At 63.1% G+C, this 18,046-nt stretch carries 15 protein-coding genes; 6 read left to right on the top strand and 9 right to left on the bottom strand.

What is annotated here, in order from left to right; translation table 11 throughout:
- Nucleotides 1-174 precede the first annotated feature (174 nt).
- Complete coding sequence (locus tag ACO550_RS04475) at nucleotides 175-861, bottom strand: MarR family transcriptional regulator (RefSeq protein WP_315591728.1); 687 nt, start codon at nucleotides 859-861, stop codon at nucleotides 175-177.
- 216 nt (nucleotides 862-1,077) lie between these two features.
- Here ACO550_RS04475 and ACO550_RS04470 point away from each other — a divergent pair, with 216 nt between their 5' ends.
- The 4 genes from ACO550_RS04470 to ACO550_RS04455 are packed head-to-tail and all read left to right on the top strand — an operon-like array spanning nucleotide 1,078 to nucleotide 7,412.
- Entirely contained in the window at nucleotides 1,078-2,799 is a 1,722-nt protein-coding gene (locus ACO550_RS04470; protein ID WP_315591928.1) for an AMP-binding protein, read from the top strand.
- Between the two features lie 7 nt (nucleotides 2,800-2,806).
- A complete protein-coding gene (locus tag ACO550_RS04465) occupies nucleotides 2,807-4,414 on the top strand; it encodes a carboxyl transferase domain-containing protein (protein ID WP_315591727.1) in 1,608 nt (535 codons plus the stop codon).
- 14 nt (nucleotides 4,415-4,428) lie between these two features.
- Nucleotides 4,429-6,480, top strand: a complete 2,052-nt coding sequence (locus ACO550_RS04460) for an acetyl/propionyl/methylcrotonyl-CoA carboxylase subunit alpha (RefSeq protein ID WP_315591726.1) — start codon at nucleotides 4,429-4,431, stop codon at nucleotides 6,478-6,480.
- A complete protein-coding gene (locus ACO550_RS04455) occupies nucleotides 6,477-7,412 on the top strand; it encodes a hydroxymethylglutaryl-CoA lyase (RefSeq protein WP_485994254.1) in 936 nt (311 codons plus the stop codon). Before ACO550_RS04460 ends, ACO550_RS04455 begins: the two co-directional genes overlap by 4 nt.
- 75 nt (nucleotides 7,413-7,487) lie before the next feature.
- On the opposite strand, the gene ACO550_RS04450 is transcribed toward ACO550_RS04455, so the two are convergent.
- Genes ACO550_RS04450 through ACO550_RS04420 form a run of 7 tightly spaced genes read right to left on the bottom strand, consistent with a single transcriptional unit; the run spans nucleotide 7,488 to nucleotide 14,416 of the window.
- Nucleotides 7,488-8,516 (bottom strand): LLM class flavin-dependent oxidoreductase, encoded by a 1,029-nt coding sequence (locus ACO550_RS04450; RefSeq protein WP_485994252.1) that lies wholly within the window; start codon nucleotides 8,514-8,516, stop codon nucleotides 7,488-7,490.
- Nucleotides 8,517-8,538: 22 nt separating this feature from the next.
- The gene (locus ACO550_RS04445) at nucleotides 8,539-9,480 is read right to left on the bottom strand and encodes an alpha/beta hydrolase fold domain-containing protein (protein WP_315591724.1); all 942 of its coding nucleotides are present in this window, start codon (nucleotides 9,478-9,480) and stop codon (nucleotides 8,539-8,541) included.
- Between the two features lie 5 nt (nucleotides 9,481-9,485).
- On the bottom strand, nucleotides 9,486-10,313 hold the full coding sequence (locus ACO550_RS04440) for an SDR family oxidoreductase (RefSeq protein WP_315591723.1): 828 nt from the start codon (nucleotides 10,311-10,313) through the stop codon (nucleotides 9,486-9,488).
- An 18-nt stretch (nucleotides 10,314-10,331) separates the two neighbouring features.
- Nucleotides 10,332-11,600 carry a Rieske 2Fe-2S domain-containing protein gene (locus ACO550_RS04435; RefSeq protein WP_315591722.1) on the bottom strand — a complete coding sequence of 423 codons (1,269 nt, stop codon included), beginning with the start codon at nucleotides 11,598-11,600 and terminating at the stop codon, nucleotides 10,332-10,334.
- Nucleotides 11,601-11,627: 27 nt separating this feature from the next.
- Nucleotides 11,628-12,929, bottom strand: coding sequence for a Rieske 2Fe-2S domain-containing protein (locus tag ACO550_RS04430; protein WP_315591721.1), 1,302 nt, complete (start codon nucleotides 12,927-12,929; stop codon nucleotides 11,628-11,630).
- Nucleotides 12,930-12,967: 38 nt separating this feature from the next.
- Nucleotides 12,968-13,927, bottom strand: coding sequence for a 2Fe-2S iron-sulfur cluster-binding protein (locus ACO550_RS04425; protein ID WP_315591720.1), 960 nt, complete (start codon nucleotides 13,925-13,927; stop codon nucleotides 12,968-12,970).
- Nucleotides 13,928-13,972: 45 nt separating this feature from the next.
- Nucleotides 13,973-14,416 (bottom strand): hemerythrin family protein, encoded by a 444-nt coding sequence (locus ACO550_RS04420; protein ID WP_315591719.1) that lies wholly within the window; start codon nucleotides 14,414-14,416, stop codon nucleotides 13,973-13,975.
- Between the two features lie 444 nt (nucleotides 14,417-14,860).
- On the opposite strand from ACO550_RS04420, the gene ACO550_RS04415 reads away from it, so the two are divergent.
- Nucleotides 14,861-15,964 (top strand): porin, encoded by a 1,104-nt coding sequence (locus ACO550_RS04415; protein WP_315591718.1) that lies wholly within the window; start codon nucleotides 14,861-14,863, stop codon nucleotides 15,962-15,964.
- 53 nt (nucleotides 15,965-16,017) lie between these two features.
- On the top strand, nucleotides 16,018-17,301 hold the full coding sequence (locus tag ACO550_RS04410; protein WP_315591717.1) for an MFS transporter: 1,284 nt from the start codon (nucleotides 16,018-16,020) through the stop codon (nucleotides 17,299-17,301).
- 39 nt (nucleotides 17,302-17,340) lie between these two features.
- Here ACO550_RS04410 and ACO550_RS04405 read toward each other — a convergent pair whose 3' ends face one another.
- A complete protein-coding gene (locus ACO550_RS04405; protein ID WP_315591716.1) occupies nucleotides 17,341-18,039 on the bottom strand; it encodes a pirin family protein in 699 nt (232 codons plus the stop codon).
- Between the last annotated feature and the right edge of the window lie 7 nt (nucleotides 18,040-18,046).

Genomic DNA, 18,046 nt, shown 5'->3' with positions numbered 1-18,046 from the left:
GGACTTCGCTATAAATTTTACGGTTGGAAAATACAGTGATACGCTATGCCTGCGCTGGATTCAGCGCTCGCTTGCGCGCAGGTCTGCTGGTTGTTGGGACGCAGCACATGCAACCTCGGACTCTTTGCATGTGCTGCTTTTTTGGATGGGCGAACAGCATCACCCGCTGGATGCTCAACGGCTGCGGGAGGTGCGTCGGGAATTGTTCGACGATGCGGACCGCGAGGTGTGGGCGTCCTCATCATCTTCCAGGCCAGGAAGTACAAACTCCTCCATCAGGCCCAACGTTCGCAGGCAGAAGTCATTGCCTGCCAACCGTTCATCTTCAGAAAAATGCGCCATCGCCGGCGCAATGGAAGACTCGTTGGCAAGCTTCTCCACCGCTTGCTCGACGGTTTCGAGCCCCTTCTTCGTAAGATGAACGATAAAGCCACCGGCGTGCCCAGGGTCGATCTTGCGTTCGACCATGCCAAGGCTGGCGAGGCGATCGATCTTCTTGGTGATCGCCCCCGACGTGACGATCAACGCCCGGTAGAGGTCCGTGGGGCGCTTGGCATATGGCGGGCCGCCCCGGCGCAATGCCAGCAGCACGCGCATGTCGGAACCCTTGATACCCCAGTCCCGCTGGCACATGCGGTCGAATGACCGCTCAACCAGCGTCCCTAACCGCATGAAGTAAATCGCGAGCAGGAAGTTCGAGAGGTCCAGGTCCTTTCGCTCATGCTGCCACTGCAGCGTGATGAGATCGATATGGCTGCTGCCATGCGCGCGGGGGCGTCGCTCCGAATCTGTCTGAGTTGGAGATGCCGGCTTCTTGCGCGATCGAACCGTGGAAGTCTGCTTGGCGGCTGCGGAACCCATTTTTATCTTCCTTGGAAGGAACCTATTCTGTGTGCCGAATCTTGCTTCGTCAAGCCTCGGCGCGGGCCATTGTACGCAACTCGCCATATTGGGCGATTGCGCCGACATCGCACTCGCTTATCGCTCTGCACAAAACTTTACGTTCGGATAATATATTCGCATCAAAGTTCAGGGATCGAGCGCAAGCAGCTCGCCCGCCGCGTTCTGGAGACGAGTATGACGATGCCACCCGAGAAGCAAGCCACTGTGCCCCTTGCCAGGTTGTCCCACGTTCAAGGCGACAGTACGTTGCCCCTTAGCGAGCAAACTATTCCTGCCCTTCTGGCGCAAACAGTCGCGCGCCACGGGCAGCGCCTCGCGGTTGTGTTCCGCGAGCAGGGCATCCGCTGGAGCTGGGAAGAGTTTTCCGCTGCGGTGGATGCCATGGCGGCGGGCCTGCACGCGATCGGCTTGCGCAGAGGGGAGCGCATCGGCATCTGGTCACCGAATCGCGTCGAATGGGTAGTGACGCAGTTCGCAACGGCCAGGCTTGGACTGGTTCTGGTCAACATCAATCCTGCTTACCGGGTTGCCGAACTCGAGTACGCCTTGAACAAGGTGGCCTGTGTGGCAATCGTGGCGCCGGAAGCCTTCAAGTCGTCGCGCTATCTGGACATGCTGCAAAGTCTTGCGCCTGAGTTGTCGAAGTCTGTACCCGGGCAACTCAAGGCAGCGCGATTGCCAGCATTGCGTTGGGTGATCCGCATGGAAGATACCCCGACGCCGGGCATGCTGACGTGCCGGGAGCTGGCCGAGCGCGGCAACGGCGTGAGCATCGGGCAAATCGATGCCATGTCCGAGGCGCTGGACTCGCACGACCCGATCAACATCCAGTTCACAAGTGGTACCACTGGCGCCCCGAAGGGCGCAACGCTGACGCATCGGAACGTCGTCAACAATGCGCGTTACGTCGGCGCGGCCATGAACTTCGCGGAGACGGATCGGTTGTGCGTCCCCGTACCGCTATATCACTGCTTTGGCATGGTCATGTCCGCGCTGGTGTGCGCCGGCACGGGTGCCTGCATGGTGTTTCCCGGCGAAGCGTTCGATCCTCTTGCCACCATGGCGGCCATCAGCGAAGAGCGTTGCACGGCGGTACATGGCGTACCGACGATGTTCATTGCGCAGTTGGATCACCCCCAGTTCCGGGACTTCGACTTCTCAACCCTGCGTACAGGGATCATGGCGGGCGCACCGTGTCCCATTGAAATCATGAAGCGTGTTGTCGCTGACATGAACATGCAGGAAGTCACGATTGCGTACGGCATGACCGAGACGAGCCCGGTGTCGTTCCAGAGTGCAGCCGATGACCCGCTCGTGCGGCGTGTCGCCACGGTCGGACGCGTGCAGCCGCACCTGGAGTGCAAGATCGTCGATACGGACGGGCATACCGTCGAAGTAGGCGCGACAGGCGAACTGTGTATTCGCGGCTACTCGGTCATGCTTGGCTATTGGGAGGACGAACAGCGCACCAGGGAGTCGATCCGCGACGGCTGGATGCACACAGGTGACCTGGCGACGATCGATGCCGAGGGCTACTGCAATATTGTCGGGCGGGTCAAGGACATGCTCATTCGCGGTGGCGAGAACGTCTACCCGCGGGAGATCGAAGAGTTCCTGTTCCGGCATCCCAAGGTTCAATCGGTACAGGTTTTTGGTGTGCCGGACCCCAAATACGGAGAGGAGATCTGCGCCTGGATTGTGCTCAGGCCAGGCGAGACGGCGACGGAAGTCGACATCCGCGAATTCTGTCGCGACCAGATCGCGCACTACAAGATCCCGCGCTATATCCGATTCGTCGATGAAATGCCCATGACGATCACAGGAAAGGTGCAGAAGTTCGCGATGCGAGAGACGATGGTGCGCGAGTTGAATCTCGGCGAAAACAAGACAGCGTAGACCATCCATGTCGATACTTGAAACCAAACTGAACGCACGCTCGGAATCGTTCAAGGCCAATGCGCAGACGATGCAGTCGCTGGTGGACGACCTCCGGCAGAAGATCGCGAAGCTGGCCGAAGGCGGTGGCGAGGACGCACGCAACAAGCACCTGTCGCGCGGCAAGCTGCTGCCGCGCGAGCGCGTGCAGCAATTGCTGGATCCGGGCACGCCTTTCCTGGAACTGTCGCAACTGGCCGCATACGAGATGTATGACGATGCGGCCCCCGGCGCGGGCATCATCACCGGTATCGGACGCGTGGCCGGGCAGGAGTGCGTGATCGTCTGCAACGACGCCACGGTCAAGGGTGGTACCTACTACCCGTTGACGGTCAAGAAGCATGTGCGCGCGCAAGAGATTGCCGAGCAGAACAACCTGCCGTGCATCTACCTGGTGGATTCGGGTGGCGCGAACCTGCCGAACCAGGACGATGTGTTTCCTGATCGCGACCACTTCGGCCGCATCTTCTACAACCAGGCCAACCTGTCGGCGCGCGGCATTCCGCAGATCGCCGTGGTGATGGGTTCGTGTACCGCCGGTGGCGCCTATGTGCCGGCGATGAGCGACGAGTCGATCATCGTCAAGAACCAGGGCACGATCTTTCTGGGCGGCCCACCGCTGGTAAAGGCGGCGACCGGCGAGGAAGTCAGCGCCGAGGACCTGGGCGGTGCCGATGTGCATACGCGCCTGTCGGGCGTGGCCGACTACTTCGCGCAGAACGACCATCATGCGCTCAGTCTGGCGCGCAATATCGTGCAGCACCTGAACCGTCGCAAGCCCGACCAGATCCGCTTGCACGAACCACAGGAGCCGCTGTATCCGGTGGAAGAACTGTATGGCGTGATTCCCACCGATACGCGCAAGCCGTATGACGTACGCGAGGTGATCGCACGCATTGTCGACGGTTCCGAGTTCGATGAATTCAAGGCGCGCTACGGCTCCACGCTGGTGTGCGGATTCGCGCGGATCTGGGGCTACCCGGTAGGCATCATTGCCAACAACGGCATTCTGTTCTCGGAATCGGCGCTGAAGGGCGCGCACTTTATCGAGCTGTGCTGCCAGCGCAAGATTCCGCTGGTGTTCCTGCAGAACATCACCGGCTTCATGGTGGGCCGCAAGTACGAGAACGAAGGTATTGCGCGCAACGGCGCCAAGATGGTGACGGCCGTGGCGACGGCGCAGGTGCCCAAGTTCACGGTGATCATCGGCGGTTCGTTCGGGGCCGGCAACTACGGCATGTGCGGCCGCGCGTATTCGCCGCGCTTCCTGTGGATGTGGCCGAACGCGCGGATCTCGGTGATGGGTGGCGAGCAGGCAGCCAGCGTGCTGGCCACGGTGCGCCGCGACGGCATCGAGGGCAAGGGCGGCCAATGGAGTGCCGACGAAGAGGAGGCATTCAAGTCACCGATTCGCGACCAGTATGAACGCCAGGGCCATCCGTACTATGCGAGCGCGCGGCTGTGGGACGATGGCGTGATCGACCCCGCGCAAACGCGTACCGTACTGGGCCTTGGTTTGTCCGCCAGCCTCAATGCGCCGATCGGCGACATGAAGTTTGGCGTGTTCCGCATGTGAGAAGGGCAATCACCATGTTCAACAAGATCCTGATCGCCAACCGTGGCGAGATTGCCTGCCGTGTGGCGGCCACGTGCCGCCGGCTGGGCATTCGTACGGTGGCAGTCTATTCGGACGCCGATGCCGATGCGCGGCACGTCGCGTTCTGCGACGAGGCCGTGCATATCGGCGGCCCGGCCGCGCGCGACAGCTATCTGCGCGCGGACCACATCATCGAGATGGCGAAGGAAACCGGCGCCCAGGCCATCCACCCGGGCTACGGCTTCCTGTCCGAGAACGAGGACTTCGCGCGCGCCTGCGCCGAGGCCGGACTCGTCTTTATCGGCCCGCCCGCGTCGGCCATTCATGCGATGGGCAGCAAGAGCGCGGCCAAGCAACTGATGGAAAAGGCCGCCGTGCCGCTGGTGCCCGGCTATCACGGCGAGGACCAGGAAGCGGTATTGCTGCGCCGCGAGGCGGACCGCATTGGCTATCCGGTGCTGCTCAAGGCCAGCGCCGGTGGCGGCGGCAAGGGCATGCGCGTGGTGGAGGCGGGCGACGGCTTCGAGGCCGCGCTGGCATCGGTCAAGCGCGAGGCATCGGCCAGCTTCGGCGACGACAAGGTGCTCGTCGAGAAGTACCTCACGCGTCCGCGCCATATCGAGATCCAGGTGTTTGCCGACACCCACGGCAACTGCGTCTACCTGTTCGAGCGCGACTGCTCGGTGCAGCGCCGGCACCAGAAGGTGCTGGAGGAAGCCCCCGCGCCGGGCATGACCGAGGAACGCCGCCGCGCGATGGGCGAGGCCGCCGTGGCCGCCGCGCGCGCCGTGGGCTACGTGGGCGCCGGCACCGTGGAGTTCATCGCCAACCAGGACGGCTCGTTCTACTTCATGGAGATGAACACGCGCCTGCAGGTGGAGCACCCGGTCACCGAGATGATCACCGGGCAGGACCTGGTCGAATGGCAACTGCGTGTAGCTGCTGGCGAGCCGCTGCCGCTGGCGCAGGACCAACTGAAGATCGACGGCCACGCGCTGGAAGCGCGCATCTACGCCGAGAATCCGGAGAAGGGCTTCCTGCCGTCGACGGGCACGCTGCACTTCCTGCGCACGCCGCCGGCCGTGCAGTTCATGCGCGGCGGAGATGCCCATGGGCCGGCGGGTGTGCGGATCGACGCGGGCGTGCGCGAGGGCGACACGATCAGCCCGTTCTACGACCCGATGATCGCCAAGCTGATCGTCTGGGGCCGCGACCGTGACGAAGCGCTGTCGCGCATGGCACAGGCGCTGGCGAACTACCACGTCGTGGGGCTTTCCACCAACGTGGCGTTCCTGCAGCGGCTGGTCAAGTCCGAGGCGTTCCGCACGGCGGACCTCGATACGGGCCTGATCGAACGCAACCAGGCCGTGCTGTTCCCACCGCAGAGGTCGGTGGGTATCGAGGTCATCGCGCTGGCCGTGGCGGCGCTGCTGGAACGCGAGGCGCGCGAGCGCCGCGTGGACGAGGCCGATCGCCATTCGCCGTGGACGCATGCGGGCGGCTGGCGCCTGAACGCGCGCGACGTGCGCACGCTGTATTTCGAAGGCGCGGGCCACAAGCTGGAAGTGGTGCTCAAGGGCGATGCGCGCGAGGTGCCGGACCGGCGCCGCGATACGCTCATCTACGCCGAGCAGGCGGCGCCGTTCGCCTATACCTTTAACGCCGACGACATCCGCGTGGACCTTGGCACGCGCCGCACCCTCGGCCAGGTGCACCTGGAGGGCGATACCTTCCACGTGTTCCATGCGGGCCGTCACACGGTGCTGGGATGGCTGGACCCGCTGTCGCACGCCGGCGAGGCCGAGGGCGAGGGCGGCAAGCTGACCGCGCCGATGCCGGGCAAGGTGATTGCCGTGATGGTGGAGCCGGGCGCGTGCGTCACGCGCGGCACGCCGCTGCTGGTGATGGAGGCCATGAAGATGGAGCACACCATCGCGGCACCGGCCGATGGCGTGGTCAGCGAGGTGCTCTACGGCGTGGGCGAGCAGGTGTCGGAAGGCGCCCAGTTGCTGAGCATCGACGTGGAATCAGGAGGGCAGGGATGACATCAGGAAAGGAAACTATCGTGCGGGACCATGTGAAGATCGTCGAGGTCGGTCCTCGCGACGGACTGCAAAATGAGAAGGCCATCCTGGCCACGGACATCAAGATCGAGCTTGTCAACAGGCTGGCTACGGCGGGGATGGCTAACGTCGAGACTGCATCGTTCGTGTCACCCAGGTGGGTGCCTCAAATGGCCGACGGGGCGGCGGTGATGGCCGGCGTTCTACGACATCCGGGTACGCTGTACTCGGTGCTGACGCCGAATATGAAAGGCTTCGAAGGTGCGATCGCCGCGGCTGCGGACGAGGTCGTGATCTTCGGCGCTGCCAGCGAAGCGTTCTCGCAGAAGAATATCAACTGCTCGATCGCGGAATCCATTGCCCGCTTCGAGCCGGTTGCCGCTGCGGCGAAGGCGGCAGGATTGCGGCTGCGCGGCAGCATCTCCTGCGCCCTCGGTTGCCCGTACCAGGGAGAGGTTAGTGTTTCGGCGGTGGTCGATGTCGTGGAGCGCTTGCGAGGGCTCGGCTGCGATGAGATCGATATTGCGGACACGATAGGTGTCGGTACGCCATCGAAGGTTCAGGCAGTCATGCGGGCCGCGGCAAATGCGTTTCCGGTGGAAGGCTTGTCGGGTCATTTTCATGATACCTATGGCCAGGCCCTGGCAAACATCCTCGCGAGCCTGGAGGTTGGGATTCGAATCTTCCATGCTTCGGTAGCCGGGCTAGGCGGATGCCCCTATGCAAAGGGGGCGACGGGTAATGTCGCGACAGAGGATGTGTTGTACATGTTGCATGGCATGGGCATGCACACCGGCATCGATCTCGATGCGGTTGTGCGTGCCGGGGACTTCATTTCGACGGTCATCGGCCGCGCCAATAGTGCGCGAGCCGGCAAGGCCTTGCTTGCGAAATGGATGGACGCCCGCGATTAGGCATGGCCAAGGACGCCACGCCGTCGCATGGCAGGAAGCCATTGGCTTCCATACCAAGGCAGGGCCAGTTGGCCGCTATGCGACGAGGTCGAGGGCAACGTTTTCGAATGCCGGTCTCACATGGTCGCAGAACAGCCTGACGGAGCGGGACGCTTCCTCGAGTGACAAGTCACCGAAGACGTAGGTGCCAATGAGATAGTTGAATGCGCCGTTCTCGGCCTGCTCGAGAAGCTGTTCCCGCACCACACTGGGCGATCCTGCGATCGCCATGCCGGATTCGATCAGCGCGCCGAAGTCCTGTGGAGGCCTTGCATGGATCGACCTTGTATCGTGCTTGTGCCGCGAATCATAGAAGCTCGCATGGAGTGCATGCCATGCACGCTTGCCGATTTCCAGGGCTTCTGCATCGGTGTCAGCCATGACGATGTAGCGATGGACGCCGGCCAGCGGAAGGGGCGCGGTGTCACCGTGATGCGCCTGGAACTCCTCGCGGAACCGATCCGTGATGGACCTGACACGGTGAACCGGACCGCCGCACATGATGTTCATGTTTTCCCTGGCCGCCCACGCTGCCGATTCCGCCGAGGCCGGCGCGTACCACATCGGTGGTGATGACTGGAGTGGCTTGCGTTCGACGGGAACGCTGGAAAATTTCCAGACCTGGCCATCGAAGTTGACGACGTAACTGCCGAGATACTGCCTGAGGATGGCGTAGGCTTCCACATACCGTGCCTGGACCGTTGTGGGGTCGATGCCGAGGGCCAGATCCTCGTGTCGAGACGTACCTCTCCCCACTCCAAATTCGAGGCGTCCGCCGCTGAGATGATCGAGCATGCAGATCTCTTCTGCGAGGCGAAGTGGATGGTGGGCCGGCAGAGGGTAGGCGGGCGGGCATAGCCTCAATTTCCTGGTCCGCTGCGCGACAGCGGCCAGCAAGATCGGCTCCGATGGAATGGGGTTGTGCGTGGTCGCGTGGTGCTCCGGCAGGTGATAGCAATAGAACCCCAGTTCGTCGTAGAGCTCGGCCATCCTGAGGCGCTGCGTGTGTAGCAGACAGATGTCGCTGGCGTTGCGATCGTTCTGGTCGAGGACGCCGAACTTCATGCCTTGCGGCCCTGATAAGTCGTCACGGAGCAATCGCACCTCTCAGCATGTCGGCCACCTGGCGTTGCGCCAGCGCTGCAGCGTCGAGGCGGCCGCGCATGCTGTAGAACGTGTGGAGCATGCCCTGATAGCGCACGCAGGTGGCAGAAACCCCCGCTTCGGCGAGCTTGGCGGCGTAGGCTTCGCCGTCGTCGCGTACGGCGTCGCACTCGGCGGTGATGACGAGCGCGGGCGGCAGGTCAGTGTGTGTGCTGGCAAGCAGTGGCGACAGCTTCCATGTAGATGGCGGCACGCCGTAGTCGAGCGCGTAGTTGTGGAACGCGTGCGAGACGTCCGCCCGGCTCTGCATGAACCCTTCTGCGTACTCCGACAGGGATGCTGCCTGGAGCCGTGCGTCGGTCGCGGGATAGACAAGGGCCTGCGCCAGCAGTTCGGGCCCCGCATGGTCGCGGGCGAGCAGGCAGACAACTGCCGCAAGGTTGCCGCCTGCAGACTCGCCGAACACCGCCATGCGAGAGGTCTTCAGGCCGAGCGCATGACCATGCTCCGCAATCCAGCGCGTTGCGGCCCAAGCGTCATCGATTGCTGCGGGGAATGGGTACTCCGGTGCAAGCCGGTAGTCGACGCTGACCACCGCCAGCCCGGAATCCCTTGCGAGATGCCGGCACACGGCGTCGAAGCTGTCCAGATTCCCCATCAGCCAGCCACCGCCGTGGAAGGCCATGGTCAAGCCGGGTGCATCGGACGGGATATACAGGCGCAGCGGAATCGTGCCGCCGGGCCCCGGAATGCCGTAGTCGATGACTTGCTCGATCTCGGGGCCTGGCATGCGAGCGGCGCTGCGCTCCGCCATCTGCGCACGTGACTGCTGGGCGCTGACCTGCGCCATGCCCGGTTGCGTCGATGCCGCGGCGGCGATTCCCCGCAACGCGGGGTGAATCGTGTTGGTGGAATGGGTGGTCATCGTGCTCAGGGCGTTGGCGTTGGGGGAGGGCCGAAGGTGACCTTCGGGAATTTCGCCATGACGCCTACGCCACCGTCGACCTCGATGATTTCCCCGGCCATGTGCGAGCTGAGGTCGGAGGCCAGAAACAGCAGCGGGCCGGCAATTTCCGCCGGCGTGGCCGGACGCCCGAGCGGGATGACGTCGCTGATGGCCGACCATGCCGCCTCGTCGAGCCGCTGGATCAGCCGGGGCGTCCTGACGAATCCCGGCGACACGGCGTTGATGCGGACGTTGTGCGGCGCGTACTCGGCGCCGGCGCAGCGCACCAGATGATGCAGGGCTGCCTTGGAGGTGGCGTAGGCCGTTTCGTTCGGCACCGCGCGATTGCCTGCCAGCGAGCCAACGAACACGAGACTGCCGCCACCGTCGGCCTTCATCATTTCGCCGCCGATCTGGATGGCCAGGTATGCGTGGCGCACCACGATATCGAACTGTTTGTCCCAAGATGCGTCGTCCACCTCCGAGAAGGGCTTGATGCCCGCGACGCCGATGATGTCGATGGCCCCGTGCACGCGGCCAAAGCGCTGGCGTGCCGTGTCGAAGATGCGCTGGACGTCCGAGCGCTTCGTTGCGTCGGCCACGCAGGCCACCCCGCCAATATTCTCTGCAACGGCTTGGGCCAGTTCCTCGTCGTGGTCGACGCACAGCACTTTTGCCCCGGCCTGCGCGAGGGCGTGGGCCGTCTGTTCACCGATGCCCTGCCCAGCGCCCAGCACGACATAGCCTCGGCCGTCGAGGCGCAGCAGCGAAAGGTAGTCAGGTGTGCTTTGATCCGTCATCTTGCTTGTCATGGTTTCTGTTCCTCAGGGTCAGGCGACCGGGGTTTCGCGATGCGAAGGCAGCAGGTCTTGCCAGGTAGCGCCTTCTGCCAGTTCCGCATCGCAGGCACCCACGCCGCGCAAGTCAAGGCCCAGCGCACGCAGCGGTTCGCCTTCGCTGGCACGCTTGACCATGTCCAGCAGGACGCGGCGCACGCGGGTCACCGCCTGGTCCGCCGGCACCAGGTGCTCGCGGGACCGGTCGTACAGCGGGCCTTGCGACAGGCCGATGGCGGCGTCCTCCACTTCCACGCCGCGCAGCCCGGTCCAGTTTTCCTTCATGAGCACGCGGTCCTGACCGAACGAGTTGGACCAGTTGGCCAGAAAGGTGCAGGTCTGCCGGTTGTAGTACTGCGGGTTGTCGAGTCCCAGCAGTTCGAGGATGCGGTCTTCGCTGATGGGCTCATTGCCGTGGATGATCAGGAAGGTACTGGTGTGGGTATCGTCCGCGGGGACCTCCAACACCGTGAATTGGAAGGCCGGGGCCGGAATGATGCGGCCGTAAGGCACGATGAACGGCACCACGCGGGCGTTTTGGACGCGTGGCGTATCGGTCTTCCGCAGCGCGACATAGTGGAAGCCGAAGGCGGTGTCCTCGATCTTCAGCGCTGGTTCCAGGTCGTTCGATGCGAGGGCCGCGGGGTTGACGACGTCGGGGTTGCGCGTGAATTCGTCGTCCTTCCAGCCCGGGCGCGCCATGTTTGTGTGCAACACGCCCACGTGCGAGCTATCCTCGCCGCCTTCCACGAGCTGCAGGTAGTTGCAGGCGACATTGATGCGAAGCACCACACGGTGGCTGCTGTCGGTGTCCATGAACGCGTAGCGGGAGAACGCTGGCTCCTGCTCCTTGGAGCCAACGTAGGCCCAGACGATGCCGCCTTCCTCGCGCACCGGGAAGGATGGTGCCTTCATGCGGGCAGCGTACTTGGGATCGGCGTGATTCGGCGTTTCCAGCACGGTGCCGGAAGCGCTGAATTTCCATCCGTGATAAAGGCAACGGATGCCGCCTTCCTCGACGCGCCCCAGTGCGAGCGATGCGCCGCGGTGCATGCAGAGCTCCTCGAGGAAGCCGACCTGACCGCTCGAATCCCGGAACGCGACGTAGTCCTCGCCCAGCAGGCGGACGCGAAGGGGCGGGCTGTCGGGCGCCGGCAACTGCGCGGATGTGCATACCGGATGCCAGAAGCGTCTCATCATGGCGCCGCCTGGCGTACCGGGGCCAACGCGGCAAAGCAGTTCGTTATCGCGGGAATTCAACATGCGGGACTCCTTTTTTACGGTTCGTGCTTATTGACCCGGATTCGTGCGGGGTCGAGACAATGACGTGATCTGGTGATGCGGAACCAGGCCGCGCCAGTCTTCGTCGGGGCCGATCTCGCCGGATACACCGATCGCATTGCCCAGCTGCGCGCGCAGCGCAGGAATCTCCAGCTGATCACGGGCGGCGCGCGCGGTTGTCAGCAGGCATCGATGCAGGCGACTGATGGCCAGGTCCGCGCTGCAGAGCATTTCCTGCGAGCGGTCGCGGATTTTGCCGCTGGAGACGCTGCACGCCGCGTCTTCCTGGGTAATGCTGTCGAAACCGGTGAAATGGCCGTTGCGCTGGCCTTGCCTGTCCTGGCGGAATCCGTTGGCCAGCGACATGGCGTTCGGCGTGTTCCAGGTATCGTCGGTCATGCCGTACTTGCGCAAGGTGGGTTCGTCGAGCCCGACAAAGACCAGTTGCTGCGACCGCAGGGGCTCTTGCCCAATCGGCTTCTCGGCATCCCACCAGACGTGGAAGAAGTGGCAGCGTTCGTCGTCGATGGGCACGACCATCAGCAGCAGGTCGCCATTGGCGTTGGCGATGAAGCATGGGGCGATGAACGATGTCACGCGTGCAATGCGGTTTTCCTCGCCCTGGCGGATCGCCACGTAGTGGAATCCGAAATCGGTTTCGTCGGCCTCGATGATCGGCGCCGAGTCAAACTGCATGTGGGTGGTCTTCTTGGCGTAGTCGAGATCCGAGTCATTGGTCTTGGCCAGTGCGGAACTGTGCAGGACCGTCAGATGAGAGGAGTCGACTAGCCCCTCGATGACCTGGACATAGTTGCAGTTGACCACGGCCCGGACGTTGATCCGATGGGTGTCGGGCAGGTCCATGAAGGGCCAGTGCGGGAACGGCGGCACTTCGTCCTTCGGGCCGAGATAGGCCCATACGATGCCACCCGTCTCGCGCACGGGGTAAGTCCTTGCCTTGATGCGATCCTTGAACTTCGGGTCGGCGACGTTCGGCGTTTCGAGCACCTTGCCGTCGACCGCGAACTTCCAGCCGTGATAGATGCAGCGAAGTCCATCGCCATCGGCGCGCGCCAGTTGCATGGATGAGCCACGATGCAGGCAACCTTCGGCATAGACGCCGGGACGGCCTTGCTGGTCGCGCCACACGACAAAGCGCTCGCCCAGGACCTCGATGGTCTGCGGATCGCCGTTCGCGGCGGGCATGTCGGACGACTGGATGACTGGCAGCCAGAACCGTCGCATGGCCTTGCCCATTGCCGTGTCCGGTCCGGTGTGGCAAATCAGTTCGTTGTCTTGCCTGTTAAGCATGTTGATCTCCTCAACTCTATTGGCAACTGCCGCCCGACTTACAAGTCGAGCAGCAGCCGTGGGGTCTTGGCGCGGGAGCAGCAGGGCATGAAGCAGTCATTGCGCGCATGCTCGTCGCTGGTGAGATACAGGTCGCGATGGTCCGGCGTTCCGGACAGCACCTTGGTCATGCAGGTGCCGCACACGCCTTGCTCGCAGGAAAGGGGCAGATCGAAGCCGGCATCAAGCAGCGCGTTGGCGGCGCTTTGCGCGGCGCTCACCTTGATGACTTGGCCAGTGCTCTCGATCTGGATTTCGAATGCGGCGTCGCCCGAGTGGTCGATCGGATCGGCAGCGAAATACTCGCGGTGCAGATGCGCATCGTCCCAGCCCAGTGCAATCGCCGTGTCCAGGATGTGGGCCATGAAGCCACCCGGGCCGCATACGTAGAGATGCTTGTCCGGTGCGGGGGCGCCAATCGCTGCGTGCGCATCGAGCTGTTGCTCGACCGGACCATCGTCGGCATGGATCTCGACATTGCCGCTGAAGCGTTCGCTTGGCAGGCGATCGACAAACGCCATGCGGGATCGCGTACGGCCGCAGTAGTGCATCGCGAACGTCCGCCCGTCGCGTGCGAGCTGTTGCGCCATGCACAGGATGGGCGTGATGCCAATCCCGCCAGCGAACAGAAGCGATGTCGCGTCTTCGTGATGCAGCGCAAAGTGATTACGTGGCGCGCTGATCGACAGCACGTCGCCAACGGCGATCTCATCAACCAGGAACGATGAGCCGCCACGTGACGCCGGCTCGCGCAACACGCCGATACGGTAGCAATCGGCTGCAGGAAGGTCGTGCAGCGAGTATTGCCGGATCAAGCCGCCCGGCAGGTGCACGTCAATATGCGCGCCCGCTTCAAATGCGGGGAGCGCAGACTCGGTTGTCGATACCAGTTCGAAGCCGGCAATCCCTTCGGCCAGCAGCGTCTTGGCGGCAACCTTCACGTTAAGCAAAGTATTCATTTCCATTCCAAATATCTTCCGTGGAAGACGTAATGGCAAAAAAATTCAGAGAGCCAATGCGCGACGCGGCTGCAGCTTGATTGGTGCGCCGCCAAGTTGCCGTTGAATCAGCCAGCGCGCCAGCCCTTGATCCATGATGCGCACGTGCTCTGGAAACCAGTCGGCCAGCGCTCGGGCGAAGGCACGCACCACGTCGGGCCTTCCCTTTTCCAGCATGGCCTGCACGTCGGCGGCGGATTGGAGAACGGCGGCGTGCTCGTCAACGTGGCAGCCGGACGAGCCATAGGCGGTGTCGCGCATCGCATCGTCCTCTTCCGCGAAGTGGCGATGCGCATGCTCGATGAAGCGCCGCAGCGCCGTGCCAAGCTCCACGTCGGCAACGTTCAGCAGGTCGTTGACGCATTCCACGAATTCCCTATGGGTGTCGTCCATCGCACGATGGTCGATCGAGAAGTCGTCATGCCAGGTAAAGCCGGGGGACTCATTCATAAGTTTCCTTCTGCACTTTGCATCCCGGCCTGCCGGCTCCGACGGTCGGTCGCGGTCTTGTGCCATGGATGCGGTCCAACAACCACTCGGATCGACAGGCCTTACTTTCGTCGCATCGGCGACGTCCTTGATTGATCCGTTCGTAAAACAGCTTCCACGGAAGAATATAAAGAAGGAGTGTGAGTGTCGAGGTAGGGAAAACACCAAACTCACCCGCGACGCCGCCATGCGCTTGGATTTAAGTCTATTTTGCCTTATAGGATGTGATGAACGCTCGACAGCATCCGGGAAAATCAGTAAGCCAGGTGCATTGACTTCGTATTTCTCGTCTATCAATCTTCCATGGAAGATAAATATGCAATCCACGGACGGAGGAGCGAGGAGATGAAAGGAGAGGCAAGCCGGCGTCATGTCCGGTGTCAAAAGAGGGCTGCACGATGGGGGTTGGCGATTGCGGCGGCGGCCATCTGCAGTGGCGCAAGTGCCTATGACGGGGGGCAACTCGCGCCGGGGCTGATGCTCTACGGCCTGATCGACACCGGCATCGAGTACGTCAACAACGTGGGAGCCCAGAAAAATGGCGTGGTGCGCATGCCGTCGCTGACCGGCTCGTACCCATCGCGCTGGGGACTGCGCGGGATCGAGGACCTGGGGAGCGGGTACAAGTCGATCTTCGTGCTGGAATCCGGCTTTGCACCGGACACCGGTTCGGCGAACCAGAGCGGGCGGCTGTTCGGCCGGCAAGCGTATGTCGGGCTGGTCGGGCCGTGGGGCGCGGTCTCGGTTGGGCGCCTGTACTCGCAGATTTACTGGTCGATGATTGGCGACACCATGGGCCCGAACATCTTCGCGGCAGGGTTGCTTGACAACTATTTGGCGCAGGCACGTGTTGACAATGCCATTGACTACACGCTGACATTGGGCGCCTTCACGGTCGCGGCGACCTATTCGCTCGGGCGGGATGCCGTGGCGCCATCGGCGGCCGGTGGCTGTGCGGGAGAATCACCGAACGACTATCGGGCCTGCAAGGCGCTGTCCTTTCAGCTCAAGTACGACACCCAGACATGGGGCGTGGCCGGGGCCTTCGATCGAAACTATGGCGGGGGCGGAACGGGTTCGCCATTGCCGAACAGCTCGCAGACCGACACGCGCGAACTGATCAACGGATACGTCAAGTTTGGCACCGCAACGGTGGGCGCGGGCTTCGAGCACCGGATCAACCATGGCGTCGTTGCGCCGGGTGTCGTCAACAAGACCAGTGACTACTGGTGGATAGGCGGCACTTACCTTCCCGTCGCCCAGATTTCCCTGGACCTGCAGTACGGCCATCTGGCCGTCAGCGGCACGCAATTGGGCGCGTCGGTGATCGCTGCCAGGGCGTCCTATCTGTTCTCGAAGCGATCGAGCCTGTACATCACCGCTGGCCACGTGTTCAACCAGCGCGATTCAACGATCACGGTGGACGGCGGCGCACTGCCCGGCGCCTCGAATCCTGCGCCTGGCGTCGATCAAACCGGGGTCATGGTCGGCATTCGTCACAAGTTCTAACGGAAAGACTCCCGCATGCGAACACAAACGGTATCAACCTGGAGGAAAGATTCATGTTCACGCAACCTGTCAACCGATGGTGGAACGTAGTGGCCGGCGCGCTCAGTGTGGCCGTGGGCGCGGGGGTTGTCGGCGTCTATATGTTCGGGGTATTTGCCAAGTCGATCGGCGCGGAGTTTGGATGGTCGCGCGCATCGGTGGCGCTGGGGCTGACGGCGTTTGCGCTCGCTTCCGGTGTCGGGTCCCTGACGCTTGGGCTGGCCATCGACCGATTCGGGCTGCGCAAGGTGACGGCAATCTACGTGATGATGTTTGGCGGCGCCATCGCTCTGGTTCCGTTGTTACCGGCCCGGCTCGACTACTTTATTGCGGCCTTCGCGGTGATGGGCTTCTTTGGCTCCGCTGCCACCGTCCTGCCGTATGCGACGGCCATCTGCAGATGGTTCGACCGCAAGCGTGGGCTGGCGCTGGGCCTGGTGAATGCCGGCACGGGCATTGGCGCTGCGCTGATGCCGTTGTACGCGAACTTCCTGCTCTCTCGCTTCGGCTGGCGTGGTGGCTACTGGGGAGTCGCCCTCATTGTCACTGTTGTGCCGCTCGTGGCGCTGGCGTTGTGGGTGCGGCTGCCGACCGCGCCAGGCACCGTTGCCCAACTATCGGGAAGCGAAGCGCAGCGAGTTGATTCGCTCCACGAAGCCGCGCCGTTGTCCGAAATCGTGAAGACCAGCAAGCCGTTCTGGTTGATCGCGGTGTCCATCTTTACGGTCTCTGTCGCAACCTTCGGCATCATTTCCCAACTGGTGCCGATCGCAACGGATCGCGGCCATTCGCCTACGGTGGCAGCAGGCATGCTCTCGGCCGTTGGCATCGGTTCGCTGCTTGCACGGCTGGCCGCTGGCTACATCATGGATCGCATCTTCGCGCCTTACGTGGCGGCGGGCGTCTTCGTGTTGGCCATGATCGGCATGGGCCTTTTGATCGGCGCGGAGTCGGTCCTCATCATGACGCTCGCAGCGGTCATGGTTGGCATTGCCGCGGGAGCGGAGGGCGATATTCTGACCTTCCTCGTCAGCAGGTACTTTCCGATCGGGTCTTTCGGCAGCGTGACCGGTGCCATCTGGGTCACGTGGGCATGGGGCGGCGCGTTGGGGACCTACTTGCTTGGCCTGTCGTACGACGCGGCACATACATATAGTGTGGTCATCGTCGGCTTCATTGCGGCGCTGGGGGTCGGTACGCTGGCGATTCTCAGAGTCGGGCCCTACGTATTTGCGCTGCCGGGAGATGCTGCCGCTGCCGGTGAGTCGGGCGGCAATGAGGCAGTCCCGGTTCGTTGAAGCGCGGAGGCTGGTCCCTTCCGCGCGAGCCGGAAGGCATCAGCCAGCGTCGACCAGGACGAGTTCGGCGTCTTCCAGGGCGAGAATCCGAATCTCTTGCTCCCCGGTAATCGCAATGCCATCGCGCGCGCTCAACGCCATGCCGTTGACGTCGAGCGATCCGGTGGTGGCGACCAGATAGGCATGGCGTGTCGGAGAGATGGCGTAGGACACCGACTGCCCAGCGAGCAGCAGCGCGCCCAGTACGCGAGCGTTCGCCTGGATCGGCAATGCCTCAAGGTCATCGGCGAAGCCGCTTGCCAATGGCACGAGCCGGCCGCCTCGGTCAGACTTCGGGAAAGGCTTGGTCGCCCAGCGTGGCTCGATCCCGGATTGATTTGGACGCAGCCAGATCTGGAACAGCTTCAGGGGCGACTCTCCGGCGTTGTATTCGGCGTGCCGAATGCCGCTGCCTGCGCTGAATGCCTGGACGTTCCCAGCGGTGATCTGTCCACGGCTGCCCAGCGTGTCCTGATGTTCGAGCAAGCCTTCGCGGACATAGGTGACGATCTCCATGTCCCGATGGCCGTGGAACGGGAAGCCGGTGCCCGGTGCGATCTCGTCGTCGTTCCAGACGACCAGGGCGCCAAGCGCGGTGTGTTGGGGATTGCCATCCGGGCCAACTGCGAAATGGTGTTTCGCATTGAGCCAGCCAAGATTGGCGCCATCGAGGGAAGTCCACGGGCGAAGTTGAAGCATGGTGTTC

Source organism: Cupriavidus sp. (genome assembly GCF_057315035.1).
Note: the sequence above shows the minus strand (reverse complement) of the source record. Positions and strands in the feature narration are given on the sequence as shown.

Excerpts from the sequence above, each read along its gene's own strand:
- ACO550_RS04475 (WP_315591728.1), bottom strand. The coding sequence starts at position 861 with ATGGGTTCCGCAGCCGCCAAGCAGACTTCCACGGTTCGATCGCGCAAG.
- ACO550_RS04470 (WP_315591928.1), top strand. The coding sequence starts at position 1,078 with ATGACGATGCCACCCGAGAAGCAAGCCACTGTGCCCCTTGCCAGGTTG.
- ACO550_RS04465 (WP_315591727.1), top strand. The coding sequence starts at position 2,807 with ATGTCGATACTTGAAACCAAACTGAACGCACGCTCGGAATCGTTCAAG.
- ACO550_RS04460 (WP_315591726.1), top strand. The coding sequence starts at position 4,429 with ATGTTCAACAAGATCCTGATCGCCAACCGTGGCGAGATTGCCTGCCGT.
- ACO550_RS04455 (WP_485994254.1), top strand. The coding sequence starts at position 6,477 with ATGACATCAGGAAAGGAAACTATCGTGCGGGACCATGTGAAGATCGTC.
- ACO550_RS04450 (WP_485994252.1), bottom strand. The coding sequence starts at position 8,516 with ATGAAGTTCGGCGTCCTCGACCAGAACGATCGCAACGCCAGCGACATC.
- ACO550_RS04445 (WP_315591724.1), bottom strand. The coding sequence starts at position 9,480 with ATGACCACCCATTCCACCAACACGATTCACCCCGCGTTGCGGGGAATC.
- ACO550_RS04440 (WP_315591723.1), bottom strand. The coding sequence starts at position 10,313 with ATGACAAGCAAGATGACGGATCAAAGCACACCTGACTACCTTTCGCTG.
- ACO550_RS04435 (WP_315591722.1), bottom strand. The coding sequence starts at position 11,600 with ATGTTGAATTCCCGCGATAACGAACTGCTTTGCCGCGTTGGCCCCGGT.
- ACO550_RS04430 (WP_315591721.1), bottom strand. The coding sequence starts at position 12,929 with ATGCTTAACAGGCAAGACAACGAACTGATTTGCCACACCGGACCGGAC.
- ACO550_RS04425 (WP_315591720.1), bottom strand. The coding sequence starts at position 13,927 with ATGAATACTTTGCTTAACGTGAAGGTTGCCGCCAAGACGCTGCTGGCC.
- ACO550_RS04420 (WP_315591719.1), bottom strand. The coding sequence starts at position 14,416 with ATGAATGAGTCCCCCGGCTTTACCTGGCATGACGACTTCTCGATCGAC.
- ACO550_RS04410 (WP_315591717.1), top strand. The coding sequence starts at position 16,018 with ATGTTCACGCAACCTGTCAACCGATGGTGGAACGTAGTGGCCGGCGCG.
- ACO550_RS04405 (WP_315591716.1), bottom strand. The coding sequence starts at position 18,039 with ATGCTTCAACTTCGCCCGTGGACTTCCCTCGATGGCGCCAATCTTGGC.